The organism is Vogesella lacus (assembly GCF_979366295.1).
Genome location: NZ_CEETQT010000006.1, coordinates 153,604 through 167,028, shown reverse-complemented (window position 1 = coordinate 167,028; position 13,425 = coordinate 153,604). Strand labels below are relative to the sequence as shown.

Below are 13,425 nucleotides of genomic sequence, written 5' to 3'. Positions count from 1 at the left end.
AAGTTGTCACCACATCATGCAATGACTGACTTATTCAGTAAAATATCAATTATTTGGCAAACCATTTGATTTTGATATGGCTGAGATTACTCATAGGCAGCTGGAGATATTCCGGACCATCATGATCAGCGGCAGCGTGAGCGAGGCGGCACGTTTGCTGTTCAGCTCGCAGCCAACGTTGAGTCGCGAGCTGGCCAGGCTCGAGCAATTACTGGGCTATGACTTGTTCGAGCGTCAGCGCGGCCGTCTGATCGCCACCGCACGTGCCCGATTGTTGTTTGATGAAGTGCAGCGTTCATTCATCAGCTTGGGCCGGATTGCCGATATGGCGGGCAATCTGCGCCAGGAAGCAGCCGGTGAGCTCAGCATTGTCTGCTTGCCTGCCATTGCCCATGCGCTGCTGCCGGCTGTGTGTCGTCGCTTGGTGGCGGATTTTCCATCACTGCGTGTTTCCATCACGCCGCAAGAGCCGCCCTTGCTGGATGAATGGCTAAGCTTTCAGCGTTTTGATCTGGGGCTGACCGAGCACGCCGAAGCACCGCCGGGTACCCGACTGACCTTGTTGCCGACCTTGCAGGAAGTATGTGTTCTGCCAGCCGGGCATGTCTTGCTGGAAAAGAAGGCGATTTCATTACAGGACTTTGCCGGTCAGAGCTTTGTCAGTCTATCGCCCGATGACCCTTATCGGCTGGTGATAGACCGTCTGTGTGCCGAGGCGGGCATCAAGCGGAAGACGCAATGGGAAACGCATAGTGCAGTGTCGGTTTGTGAAATGGTGAAGGAAGGTCTCGGGGCAGCGATCGTCAATCCCTTGACGGCCTGGGCCATGGCGGATGAAAGATTGCATATTCGTCCGCTGGTGGTGGCCATTCCCTACCAGCTTGCCGTGGTATTGCCCGAGTTTCGTCCAGCAGTAAATATTGTCCCTGATTTCATCCGGGAGGCCGGACTGTATATTGACGATATAAGTCGCAGGGCTTGCGCATGACATAATTTGTCAGCACGATGGGATTTTGACATCGGAGCAAGTGCAATGTGGTGGCGACCAGTCCAGAAGCAGCTGATGACCATACTTGGGCGACTCAAGTATTTTTCAAGACCGCCAGTCATTGTCTTCGACCCCTCGAGCTACAAGGTGAAGGGGCCTGATGTCCGGGAGTTGATCAACATACTGCAAGCTGGTGACATCCTGTTGCGTGCTTATGACGGCTATCTGGATAGCTGGTTTATCCGGCATAGTTGGCCGCAAGGTAGCCAGCGCAAGCCACGTGCCGGCAGATTCACCCATGTTGCCCTGTATGTCGGCTATCTGGCCGAAAGCGACCGTGCCAGAGCCTCAAGCCAGATCAACGGTTATGACTGGGATAGTGATCGCAAGGCGCCCGCGGCGGATTTGCCGCAGATTCGCGAGTCTGCGCGCAAGCAATTTTTTGATCCGGTGTTGAGCAAGGGAGGGCAGGGCGAGTGGCCGGATAACCGCATGGTGGTGCATGCCATGGCAGAAGGGGTTCAGCTGGAGGATATCCTGACCTTCTGCCGTTGCGACTATCTGGCCGTGATGCGGTTACCGGAGTCTGCTGCAGAGGGCGTAGCCAGTCGTGATGATCTGATCAGGCAGGCAGTCGAGACTTCGCTGGCCAAGCTCGGCGCCGAGTACGACTTCAATTGCGCCGATGTCAATCAGTTCCAGAGCTTCAGTTGTGCCCAGCTGGTGTACTACTGTTACCGGCAGGCTGCCGGCTTGTGGCAAATGACGCCGCGCTGGCATGGCTTGTTCGGCCGCTTCATGCTGCGACTCACGGTAACGCCGGACGACTTTGCCGAGGCGGGTCTGGATTGCATCTGGCAGAGTCGCTCGCTGAGAGCGATCAGGACGATGGCGGCAAGCGGCAAGGGTCAATAATGTCGGGTGGGGTGAAGCGATAGCGCTGGCTCCAGCCGCGCAGACTTTCTAGCGGCAATGGCTTGCTGAAGAAGTAACCCTGACCCAGATCGCAACCAAGCAGCCAGAGTTGCTGCATGGTTTCCTCGTTCTCTATGCCTTCGGCAACGACGCGCAAGCCAAGATTGTGTGCAAGATTGATGGTGGAGCTGACAATCGCCAGATTGCCGTCTTCCAAGGTCAACTCGCGCACAAAACTCTGGTCGATCTTGAGTTCGCAGGCAGGCAGTTTTTTCAGATAGGCCAGCGAGGAAAAGCCGGTGCCATAGTCGTCAATCGACAAGTGCATGCCCATACGGATGATTTCCTGCATGATGCTGGTCACTTTTTCCGGCTGCTCTAGCAGCGTGCTCTCGGTCAGTTCCAGTGTAACCAGTTCGGCAGCTACGCCGCTTTCCAGCAGGCAGTCCATCAGTGTAGCCGGCAGGCTTGGATCTAGCAGAGTGCGTGAGGACAGATTGATGGAGACACCGGTGCCTGGCATGTAATCCTGCCAAGCTTGGCAGGCGGCCATGGCATCGCGCAATGTTCGGCGGGTCAGGTGGTTGATCAGACCCGAGCTTTCGGCAATCGGGATGAAGTCAACTGGCGGAATAAAGCCTTCGATCGGGTCAAACCAGCGGGCGAGTGCCTCAAGGCACTGCAGTTGACCCGTATGCAAGTTGATAAGCGGCTGAAAATGCAGCGTCAGTTCGTTTTCCTCTATCGCCGAGCGCAGGCGGCCAAAGCGATAGTGGTATTGCACGAAATAGCGTTCTTGTTGCAGGTCATAGATCTGTGCCGCGCTCTTGCAATGAAGCGCATACAACATGGACTGCTCGGCCTTGTGCAGCAGATTGTTGGCGTCCTGCGCGTGTTCCGGGTAGTAGGCGACGCCGCAGGTGAACTCGATGTGAATGGGAAAGCCATTGATATTGAAGCTAAAGTCGGCGCGACGAATGGCATCCAGCACCCGGCGGCTATCAATGCGATGGCTGCCGATCCGGTAGCACAACAATATTTCCTCTCTTGCCGGTCTGCCAATAAAACCGTAGTTGCCCAGCATGGCACTCAGTCGCTTGCTTAGCTGGCGCATGACCTCATCCATGCCAAGGCTGCCAATGATATTGGCTATTTCAGGCAGGCGATGTAGTCGCACGTACAGGCAGACGATCTGGTTGTGCTGCATCTTTGCACGCTGCACTTCATTTTCGAGCAGATCATCGAGGCGAATCTTGTTGGGCAGGCCGGTGACAAGGTCGTGTTGAGCCTGGTATTGCAAATCGTGCAGGTATTTCTCGGCTTGAGCCGTGTGCTTGATCACCGCCTTTTGCAGTTTTTCCTGGAAGCGACTGCGCAAGAGATTGAAACATGAGGCGATGATAATGATGAATAACAGCGAAGACAGAAAGTGGGGTATCTGCTGGCTGTCGTAGTGATAGGTCAGCGGGTGATCCTGCAGGGCGATCAGCACGAAGGCAACCAGTAGCAAAAAGCACAGTGACCAGTGCCAGCCACCCCGCTGTCCCTTGAGAAAGAATGACAGGAAAGGGAAGGTAAACGCCCAGTAAAGGCCTGAGCCACCGACACCGCCGAAGGCCACCAGCGCAGTAAAGATCAGCAAGCCGCACGCAATGAGCATGTTCTCGGCAAGTGGAATGTACTTCTGATTGGCATTGACCAGCAGGATCGCTGGCAACAGCAGGAACAAGGTTGAAAACAGCTCGATATAACCCAATACCTGATAGTCGGTCAGCACGATATTAAAGACCGAAAACAATAGCCCCACCACAAAGCCCAAGGGGGCGATGGTCAGGATATTGTCTTTGCGTTCATCGAGGCCGAATAGCTCCTGTGACTGATTGCCAGCCAGAGGCGACAGATACTCGGTGAACTTCAGGATGTTTTGTTTGCTCATGCCTGCAGGCGGTAATTCGCTATGGGTATGTCGGTGTGCTGAGCACAATTATAGCCAGCCTTTGATGCCACTGTATAAGCCTGCAGGGTCAAAGTCTGTTAATACCGATTTGTACTGTTGGCATTGTGCTTTGCAATATAATCCCGGCAGATCAGATTGTTAGTACTTTGGAGAACCATGGATCAGCTACTGATAATGATGTCCAAGCGTCAGTCAGGGCAATCGCCCGTACCGATGCTGGCCGACTTGATTGCCAGGATCAGGCCTGACTCGGTTGACGAGATCAATCAGGCGGTCAGCAATGTCAGGGCCTTGACGTATCTGCTGGGCCGGCATGAAGAGTTTCGCCAGGGCTTGCGCCGGGCCTTGCTTGATCTGTTGAAGTCAACCCGCCAGGTTCAGCTCTATACCGATAGCGGCACACTGTCGAACGAGACCCTGCCGCAGGCATTGCGCCGCCGTATTGGCGAGCGCTTATTGCCTCCGGCGCGTTCGGAGAGTCATCTGATTGACCAGTTCGGGCTGATCTTTTCGGATCGCAAGGATTACCAGTGGGTTGGCCGCATGCCTGTCGAGGTGTGTCAGGAGTTATGGCAATCGCTGGCGTGGCAGGAAGAGCCACATAGCGTGATCAATCCGATTCGTTTGCAAATGCTGGAGGCCGTGCAGGTGCTGGCTGCGCGGATTGCAGCCATCGGTCTGGAGCCAGAGCTGGTACAGACCTATCCGGATATCGAACGCTTCGAGTCACCATTTCTGCACTTGTCGGCCGAGTCCATGCGTTTTGTCGAGTCGGTGCGCAAGTCCATGCACGATGACACGGTGGTGCCCGAGGACGACAGGCAGATCCAGGTGTTGCTGGACCAGTGCGAAGAACTGATCGGCAAGCTGCGCAAGGCGGCTGCCTCGCGCGGGGTATCGGTCAGCCTGACTTATCACGTAACCCGCCTGCACCAGCACATCAATCGCATGCGCGTACTGCTGGCCTTGCTGGATGCTGGCAAGAGCCCCGCCAGCGATGGCACCCTGTTTCGTTTTGTCTCCGAGCTGGTCAGGGCCGAGAACCGCCGCTATAGCCTCAGGGATGTGTTTTCGGTGAATACTGAATTGCTGGCCAAGCAAGTGACCGAGCATGCGGGGCGGCATGGCGAGCACTACATTGCCGAAAACCGCAGCGAGTGGTGGCAGATGGGTAAGGCCGCGATGGGGGCCGGCGTGATCGTCGGTTTCATGGCGTTGTTCAAGATTCTGATTGCCAAGCTGCATCTCCCCTTGATCTGGGAGGCGATCGCTTTCGGTCTCAATTACTCGCTGGGTTTCATGCTGGTGCATTTGCTGCATTTCACCATCGCTACCAAGCAGCCGGCGATGACGGCAGCCAGGTTGGCCGCAGCCATCCACGAGGCCGGTGGCAAGGCGAATATGGCCGAGCTGGCCGAGCTGGTGGTCAAGGTGATGCGTACGCAGTTCATTGCGATTGTCGGTAATGTGATGCTGGCGATTCCGGTGGCATGGGCAATTGCCGAGGCGGCGCAGTATCTGTTTGGCGCGCCGGTAGTTGGCCGCGAAAAGGCCGCGCTGCTGCTGCATGATCTGGATCCGCTGGCCAGTTTGGCGATCTTCCATGCCGCCATTGCCGGGGTTTTCCTGTTCCTGTCCGGGTTGATTGCCGGTTATTACGACAACAAGGCGATCTACCGGCAGATTCCGCAGCGCCTCGAGGCGGTTTCGTGGTTGCGCAGTCTGCTGGGGGAGGCGCGCTTGCACCGCCTTGCGCGTTATGTCGGTGAAAACCTGGGCGGCCTGGCTGGTAATTTCTACTTCGGCATGTTCCTTGGCGTCACCGGTACCATCGGTTTCCTGCTGGGCTTGCCGCTGGATATCCGCCACATCACCTTCTCTTCGGCTTATCTGTCTTACGCGGCCGTCGCTTACGACTATGTGCTGCCGCCAGCGATTGTGTTGTGGTCGGTGCTGGGCGTGGCGCTGATCGGCATGACCAACCTAGTTGTCAGCTTTGGTCTGGCCTTGTGGGTGGCTTTGCGTTCGCGCAAGCTCAAGGGTAGCGATGCCTTGCCGCTGATTCCGGCGGTAGCGCGGCGCTTCCTCAAGGGGCCCAAGGACTTTTTCATTCCGCCAGCGGCGAAGAAACTGGCGGATGCCCCGCTGGAAAAGGCCTGATGGTCTGGTGAAAAAGGATGGCGCAAGCCATCCTTTTTCATGTTGGCCTGTTAACTTGGCCGGCAGACAGTCATTACAGAAAAACGATGCGACGACTCTCACTAAAAAGCGTACTGGCCTTGTCTTTTGCCATGTTGGCGCTGCTGCTTTCTCTCATCCTGGTGCTGGTGCTCGAGAAAGCGGCCAGTCGCCAGGTCAGCAATGATATCGGGCGTGATCTGCACGAGCTGGCCTTCCAGATCAGTCACAAGCTGGATACCGGCATGCAGGAGCGCTACGCCGATATTCATATTCTGGCGGCACTGGGACAGGTCAAAAACCCGGCCAGCCAGCCGGTCAACCGTGCGCTGCTGGAATCGTTGCAGGCAAACTTCGCTGACTACGCCTGGATAGGCTTCGCCGATGTGCAAGGCAAGGTGGTGTATGCCACGGGCGGTTTGCTGCAGGGTATGTCGGTGAGCGCGCGTCCGTGGTTTCAGCAAGGTTTGAAGGGCAGCTTTGTCGGCGATGTGCACGATGCCAAGCTGCTGGCCAGCAAGTTGCCACGCGAGGCCAATGGTGACCCCTTGCGTTTTGTCGATGTAGCCGTGCCGGTGTTCGATCAGCAGAAGAAGCTGATCGGTGTGCTGGGCGCACATATGGCGTGGCGCTGGTCGCGCTCGGTGGCGGACAGCACCTTGTTGCAGGCGAGGCGTCACGGCAATGTCGAAGCTTTCGTGATCAATCAGCAAGGCCATGTCTTGCTCGCGCCGGATGGCAAGCACGGGGTTGACCTGCCTGACCTGCCTGATCTGGCAGCGCTGGGTGGCCAGGGCTGGGGGCGTCTGGCCTGGGCGGATGGTGAGTACCTGACCGGCGTATCCAGCACCAAGGGCTATCTTGACTATCCGGGGCTGGGGTGGCGAGTAGTCTTGCGACAGCCGGCTGCCGAGGCTTTTGCACCGGTAACGGCGCTTCAAGGCGAACTGCTGCTGGCGGGCTTGGTATGCGCCTTGCTGTTTGCGGCCGTGGGTGTAGTGTTGGCCATTCATTTTTCACGGCCCTTGCGTGACTTGGCCGCAGCGGCGGATGCCTTGCATGCCGACGAGCAGCAGCTGAGCTTGCCGCTGGCGCGTGGCTATCACGAAGCGCGGCAACTGCGTGAGTCGATGCAAATGCTGTTGCAAAGGGTGGATGTCGAGCGTGGCAAGCTGGCCAGTCTCAATCACTCTCTAGAGGATAAGGTTGCCGAGCGTACGGCTCAGCTGCAGCATGCCAACCGCGAGCTGGCAGATAGTCTGGAAGAGCGTCAGGGCATGGTGCGAATGCTGGATCGACTGGCGTATCGGGATAGCCTTACCGATGTGCTGAATCGTCGTGCCTTCTATTTGCAGGCGCCGCCCTTGCTGCAAGGGTTGGCCGCAGACGGGCAGCGTGCTGCCGTGCTCTTGCTGGATGTGGATCATTTCAAATCGATCAACGACCAGTACGGGCATGATGCCGGGGATGCGGCTTTACAGAGTCTGGCGAAGAGTTGTCAGACCGTGGTGCCGGCTGATGCCTTGCTGGCGCGTTTCGGTGGCGAGGAGTTTGTAATCCTGCTGCCGGCGGCCAATCTGCCACTTGCCCTGTCTTATGCCGAACAGCTGCGTGCGGCAATCGAAAATACGCCGGTTAACTTGCCGGAGCGGCAAATCCGCATGACAGCAAGCATTGGCGTTTGTTTGTGCGGGGATGTCGAGGGCTTGGCACAAGCCTTGAGTCTTGCGGATGAGGCGCTGTACAAGGCCAAGCAGGATGGCCGCAACCGGGTAAGGGCTGCGGCCAACGTTTGAATCAGCTGGCGTCGGCCTCGAAGCGCATGGCGACCGAGTTGATGCAGTAGCGTTCGCCGGTCGGTGGCGGGCCATCCGGGAAAACATGGCCCAGATGGGCGTCGCAGGCTTCGCAGCGCACCTCGGTGCGTATCATGCCGTGGCTGCTATCACGAATCCGGCGGATGCTGCCCGGCACCGCTTCTTCCCAGAAGCTGGGCCAACCACAACCAGCATCAAACTTGCTGGCCGATTCGAACAGCAAGGCATCACAGCAGATGCAGTAATAGCGGCCACGATGGTTGTGGAAGTAATGCTCGCCGCTGAACGGGCGTTCGGTGCCGGCTTCGCGGGTAACGCGATACTGCTCGGGGCTGAGTTGCGCTTGCCACTGCGCCGGAGTCTTGAATACGGTAGGCATGCTGTTCTCCTTTTCTGCCATTGCCACGATTGGTCGTGCAGCCTGCCGGATTCTTACCCGGTGGCGACTTCATCCAGTGATTCGCGCGTCAGATGGCTGGTGTCAGCCCATTGTTCGACTTCCCAACCCTGGCTGGAAACCTTGATACGGTTCAGGGCAGCATTGGGGAAGGCCACGCTGCGTGCACCATCGAGCGGCATGTCTTTGGCAATGCGATAAACCATGTCCAGCACACCACCGTGGGTGACCAGCAGGATGTGCTGGCCCGGGTGCTGGCTGGCGAGTTCGCTGATGGCGTCCTGCACGCGCTGGCGGAAGGTTTGCGGGCATTCGCCGCCGGCCAGATCCTTGCCGGGTGTCGCGTTCTTGAAGTCATGCCAGTGATCGGCTTGCTGTACGGCAGCCTCGTCGCCGGTCAGGCCTTGCAAGACACCCATATGGCGTTCGCGTAGCGCGGCATCAGTGGTCAGTGGCAATGCCAGAACAGTGGCAAGCGGAATCGCGGTCTGGTGGGCACGCAGCAGGTCACTGCTGTACATGGCATCAAAACGGAACTGGCGCTGGCTGAATGCCACCGCCAGCTGGGCGGCTTGTTCGAGGCCGTTATTGTTGAGCGGGATATCAATATGGCCTTGCAGGCGGCGGCTGGCATTCCAGTCGGTTTCGCCATGACGGACAAGGCTGATATGGGTAGTGGCTGGCATTGATGATCCCCGATGATTGGATTGAGCAGTCTACGCAAGACAAAAATCAGGCGCAAACGTTCAGGCCTGCTCAGCGCAAGGCAAACATCAAGCCCAGCGGGACGAACAGCAGGCTGGCCAGATTGCCGATCAGCACGATGGACGCCATCTTGTCCGGCTCCTGCTTGTAAAGCTCGGCCATCAGGAAATTCAGCACGGCGGGTGGCAGGCTGCCAAACAGGATCAACAAGGCGGTTTGCTGCTGGCTAAGCGCAAGCAGTGGCAGGCAGGCCAGTGCGGCCAGCAGGCCGGTTAGCGGACACAATACGGCACCCAACAGACCGACGCGCCAGCCAGCCAGACTGACATCGGTCATGCGTACACCTAGGGCAAACAGCATCAGCGGAATGGTCATGTCGCCCAGCATTTTCAGGCCGGTCATCAGCCAGTCGGGCAGATGCCATTGCATCAGGCCGAACAGCAGACCCAGCGCCGTGGCAATCACGATAGGGTTGCGCTTCAGGCTGGCAAGGCTGGTCTGGTGGCTAAAGATGTAGGCGCCCAGCGTGAAGTGCAGCAGATTGGAAATCACGAAAAGTACGACAAAAGCCTGAAACCCTTCGCGGCCGAAGGCCAGCAAGGCCAGCGGCAGGCCCATATTGCCGCAGTTGTTGAACATCACCGGTGGCAGGAGCGTGCGCGGGCTGACGCCGGCAAAGCGTGCTACCGGCCAGGCTATCAGGCCGGAAACCAGTACTACGATGATGGCGGCGGGGATCAGCTGCCATTGTGCCGCCAGCTGAAAATCACGCGCTGCCAGCGCCGAGAACACCAGCAGCGGCACGCAGACGTCCATATTCAACTTGTTGGCCGCACGCATATCCGGCTTGCTGTGGCGGGCATACAGCCAGCCACAGAGGACGATGACCAGTACCGGCAGGATGATGGTGACGATGCGCTCGAACATATGGCTAACCCCGGATTGTCAGACTGCCATTGTTACCCGATCCGGCCGTGATGAGGCCGAGGGTAAACCCGCAAGAATGTACGGCTGACAGAACAGTCTGATCTGGCGATGCATCACAGGATGCCCACACCTGACACTTCGCGGGCCAGGTTGGCCGCAGCGTTGTCCGTCATCGCGCCGACAAAATCCAGCACCTGCATATAGGCAGCGTACAGCCCGGCCGCCGGTACGACGGGTGCCGGCAGCAGGTTCAGTGCCAGCTGGTGGCGGTAACTGAGCTTGCGTTCGGGGTGACGTACATGCTCGGCCACGGCCGGTACCAGTACATCGAGTATGGTGGCGATGCAGGGGTAGGCGGCCAACTCGGTGACGAGCTTGGTGCGGTGGCGGTAAACCTTGTGGCTGGCCAGCTCCTTGGCGGCGATCAGCGTTTCCTTGATTTCGCCGTTGCAGACGTCAATCAGGTCTTTGGCCGGGAAGGCACCGGCGAGTAGGGTATCCTGATGCAGCATGAACTTGTCGGCGACTTCGGCCACACATTGGCCAATGGCGATGCCGCGCAGCTTGGCACAGTGCTGGCCGTGGTTTTCAACCGGCCAAACGCTGCTGGTTTCGTCAAAGCGGCTGAACAGCGCCTCGAACTCGCGCACATCCAGGATGCCGATTTCGACTGCGTCTTCCAGATCCAGAATCGCGTAACAGATGTCGTCGGCGGCCTCCATCAGGTAAGACAGCGGATGGCGCGCCCATTGTTGCGGTGCCAGCTGCAGCAGGCCCAGTTCGTCGGCGATCTGGCTGAAGTAGGGCAGCTCGGTCTGGTAGATATTGAACTTGCCGCGCGCCTGTGCGCGGGGCGAATCAGCGCACCACGGGTATTTGATCAGCGCGCCGATGGCGGCGGCAGTCAGGCGCATGCCGCCGGCGTGGCGGTACATCTCGAGGCTGGAAACCATGCGCAGGCCGTGGGCATTGCCTTCATAAGTCTGCACATCGGCCTGCTGTGCCTCGGACAGGCCGGTCAGGAAACCGGCGTGTTTCGGGTCACGAAACCATTCGCGCAGCGCCTCTTCGCCGGTATGGCCGAAAGGCGGGTTGCCGATGTCGTGGGCAAGGCAGGCTACCTGTACGATGCTGCCGATATCAAAAGGCGTGATGCCTTCGGGCAGCAGCTGGCCGGCCTGCATCATCGCGCCGACACGGTTGCCGAGGCTGCGGCCAACGCTGGCGACTTCAACGCTGTGAGTCAGCCGGTTGTGGGTGTGATCGTGCGCGGCCAGCGGATGCACCTGGGTCTTGCGCCCGAGGCGGCGAAAGGCGCTGGAAAACACCACGCGGTCGTGGTCGATATGAAAATCGCTGCGCAGCCCGGCGGCACCTTCAATCGTGGCGGGTGTGCGGGTGGTGACAACCTGGCCATCGGCCAGCTTGAAGCGGCGGGTGGAGAGCAGGCGCGACCATGGCATGCTTGGCTGAGTCATAAATTACCCCGTCAGTGTGAAGCTTCATGATGCCACGAATGGCAAGGGGCGGAGCATGCCATTGCATTTGTAATCTTTTTGGTTTATAAATTATCAATCCGATCATGAGCTCAGTCCCACGTGGCTGTCTTGTGATCAATCAGAACAATAATCCGGATTTACCCCCATGACTGTCGCCCACCCCAAACTGATCCTGCTTGCCGTCTGTCTCGTCGCACTGATGAGTACCGCCGGCGTGGCCATGCCTTACCCGATTCTGGCGCCGATTTTTGTCGATGCGCCGGCCGATGCTTTTAATCACTTTGCCGGCTTGCCGCCCAAACTGCTGCTGGGTATCGCGCTTGCGGCCAACCCTTTGGGCATTCTGATCGGCAGCGTGTTTATCGGCGCACTGTCCGACCGTGTCGGCCGCCGCAAGGTATTGCTGGTGACACTGGGACTGACCTTGCTCGGTTATCTCCTGACCGCCTGGGCGCTCGATGCGCGCTGGTATCTGCTGTTTGTGCTCGCACGTTTCCTGACCGGCCTGACCGAGGGCAATGTCGCGGTGGCGCGTGCCATCGTGTCTGATCTGCATCCGCAGCTTGACCGTACCCGCTCGTTTGCCTTGCTCAATGCGGTGCTGTATCTGGGCTGGCTGGTCGGCCCAATGATAGGCGGCTTCACCCTGCCGCTGGGTGAGCCGGTGCCTTTCCTGATTGGCGCTGGCGCCTTGCTGCCGTGCCTGGCGATTCTGCTGTGGGTCTTGCCCGAGACTGGCGAGGCCAAGGGCCTGCAGGGCAGCAGCCTGTTGCGCGCCATTCACCAGCAGCACGCATTTCGCCTCCTGGCCAAGGATTCGGCGCTGGCGGCGGTGTTCTGGATGCAGCTGTTGTTTGCGCTGGGGGTGAATGCCTTTTACGAGTTTTATCCGCTGTGGCTGGTCGAGTTTGCGCGGCTGGACAGCACCGGCATCGCCTGGACGACGGCAGGCCTGTGCGCCTTGATGACGCTGTCCAGCACCATGGTTGGCCGCAAGGGTGACAAGGCCGCTGATCCGCTACGCCGTGCGCGCTTGTTTGCCGTGTGCTCGGGCGTGTTGATGCTGGGGCTGTCGTTAACACCGGCGCCGACCGGTATGCTGTTCATCGTGCTGCTGGGTATTCCGCTGTCGCTGTACAACGCGGTACTGCCGAGCTGGTGTGCCGAGCGTTTTGCCGAGCACGGCCAAGGCAGCGTGATGGGTTTGCTGTCGACCATCTTCTGCATCAGCAATGTGCTGATTGCGATTATCGGCAGCTTGCTGACCCTGTTTGATACCCGTCTGGTGCTGGGGTTGGGCGGCGTGGTGTGCCTGCTGGCGGTGATCAGGCTCAATCGCATCATGCGTCTGCCGCAGATCAAACTGGCGGAGGTGGCGTGATGAGTAGTGCCGACAGCATTCTTTTGCAGTTGAAAAAGCAGGGCGAGCAGACCGCCGCGCAGTTGGCTGCCACCCTGGGTCTGACCAGCATGGGCGTGCGCAAGCACTTGCTGCAGCTGGAAGAGCAGGGCCTGCTGGAAACGCTGGACAAGATCGAAGGCCGTGGCCGGCCAGCGCGTTACTGGCGGCTGGCTGCTGCCGGCCATGCGCGCTATCCGGATCGCCACGCCGAGATGACGGTGCAGCTGCTGACTCTGCTGCGTGCGCAGCTGGGCGAGGCGGCGCTGGAGTCGCTGGTGACTGCGCGCGAGGGCGAGATGCTGGCGCAGTATCAGGCAAGGCTGGAAGGATTAAACACAACGGCGGAAAGGTTGGCCGCATTGGCAGCAGCGCGCAGCGAAGAGGGCTATATGGCCGAGCTGCAAGCGCATGGGCAAGGCTGGTTGCTGATCGAGCATCATTGTCCGATCTGCAGTGCGGCCAAGGTTTGTCAGGGTTTTTGTCGTTCGGAGCTTGCCCAGTTCCAGACGCTGCTGCCCGAGGCGCAAGTCAGCCGCGAACAACATCTGCTGGGTGGTGATCAGCGCTGTGTTTACCTGATCCGGCAGCAATAAAAAACAGGCCCTGCATTGGCGAGGCCTGTTTTTTAGTGGCAGACAGC

The 13,425-nt window shown here is 58.7% G+C and carries 11 protein-coding genes; 6 read left to right on the top strand and 5 right to left on the bottom strand.

Translation table 11 applies throughout. The features are described from left to right. The first annotated feature begins 76 nt into the window (after positions 1-76). Together ACZ9W6_RS09605 and ACZ9W6_RS09600 are read left to right on the top strand one after the other, a co-directional pair. The gene (locus tag ACZ9W6_RS09605; RefSeq protein ID WP_465190896.1) at positions 77-988 is read left to right on the top strand and encodes a LysR family transcriptional regulator; all 912 of its coding nucleotides are present in this window, start codon (positions 77-79) and stop codon (positions 986-988) included. A 45-nt stretch (positions 989-1,033) separates the two neighbouring features. Beyond that, positions 1,034-1,903: a YiiX/YebB-like N1pC/P60 family cysteine hydrolase gene (locus ACZ9W6_RS09600; protein WP_465190895.1), complete on the top strand. Its 870-nt coding sequence runs from the start codon at positions 1,034-1,036 to the stop codon at positions 1,901-1,903. Here ACZ9W6_RS09600 and ACZ9W6_RS09595 read toward each other — a convergent pair. Then, positions 1,869-3,839, bottom strand: a complete 1,971-nt coding sequence (locus ACZ9W6_RS09595; protein ID WP_465190894.1) for a putative bifunctional diguanylate cyclase/phosphodiesterase — start codon at positions 3,837-3,839, stop codon at positions 1,869-1,871. The genes ACZ9W6_RS09600 and ACZ9W6_RS09595 overlap by 35 nt on opposite strands. A gap of 177 nt (positions 3,840-4,016) precedes the next feature. Between ACZ9W6_RS09595 and ACZ9W6_RS09590 the strand changes: the two genes are divergently transcribed. Beyond that, complete coding sequence (locus ACZ9W6_RS09590) at positions 4,017-6,020, top strand: site-specific recombinase (protein WP_465190893.1); 2,004 nt, start codon at positions 4,017-4,019, stop codon at positions 6,018-6,020. Positions 6,021-6,106: 86 nt separating this feature from the next. Beyond that, the gene (locus tag ACZ9W6_RS09585) at positions 6,107-7,834 is read left to right on the top strand and encodes a sensor domain-containing diguanylate cyclase (RefSeq protein WP_465190892.1); all 1,728 of its coding nucleotides are present in this window, start codon (positions 6,107-6,109) and stop codon (positions 7,832-7,834) included. A 1-nt stretch (position 7,835) separates the two neighbouring features. Here ACZ9W6_RS09585 and msrB read toward each other — a convergent pair whose 3' ends face one another. The 4 genes from msrB to ACZ9W6_RS09565 form a co-directional block, all read right to left on the bottom strand. Continuing rightward, the gene (msrB, locus tag ACZ9W6_RS09580) at positions 7,836-8,234 is read right to left on the bottom strand and encodes a peptide-methionine (R)-S-oxide reductase MsrB (protein WP_465190891.1); all 399 of its coding nucleotides are present in this window, start codon (positions 8,232-8,234) and stop codon (positions 7,836-7,838) included. A gap of 53 nt (positions 8,235-8,287) precedes the next feature. Beyond that, a complete protein-coding gene (locus ACZ9W6_RS09575; protein ID WP_465190890.1) occupies positions 8,288-8,938 on the bottom strand; it encodes a histidine phosphatase family protein in 651 nt (216 codons plus the stop codon). A 70-nt stretch (positions 8,939-9,008) separates the two neighbouring features. Beyond that, a complete protein-coding gene (locus ACZ9W6_RS09570; RefSeq protein WP_465190889.1) occupies positions 9,009-9,884 on the bottom strand; it encodes an AEC family transporter in 876 nt (291 codons plus the stop codon). A 113-nt stretch (positions 9,885-9,997) separates the two neighbouring features. Next, on the bottom strand, positions 9,998-11,362 hold the full coding sequence (locus ACZ9W6_RS09565) for a deoxyguanosinetriphosphate triphosphohydrolase (protein WP_465190888.1): 1,365 nt from the start codon (positions 11,360-11,362) through the stop codon (positions 9,998-10,000). Positions 11,363-11,528: 166 nt separating this feature from the next. Between ACZ9W6_RS09565 and ACZ9W6_RS09560 the strand changes: the two genes are divergently transcribed. Together ACZ9W6_RS09560 and ACZ9W6_RS09555 are read left to right on the top strand one after the other, a co-directional pair. Then, complete coding sequence (locus ACZ9W6_RS09560) at positions 11,529-12,764, top strand: MFS transporter (RefSeq protein WP_465190887.1); 1,236 nt, start codon at positions 11,529-11,531, stop codon at positions 12,762-12,764. Then, positions 12,764-13,378, top strand: coding sequence for a helix-turn-helix transcriptional regulator (locus tag ACZ9W6_RS09555; RefSeq protein WP_465190886.1), 615 nt, complete (start codon positions 12,764-12,766; stop codon positions 13,376-13,378). Before ACZ9W6_RS09560 ends, ACZ9W6_RS09555 begins: the two co-directional genes overlap by 1 nt. The last annotated feature ends 47 nt before the right edge of the window (positions 13,379-13,425 follow it).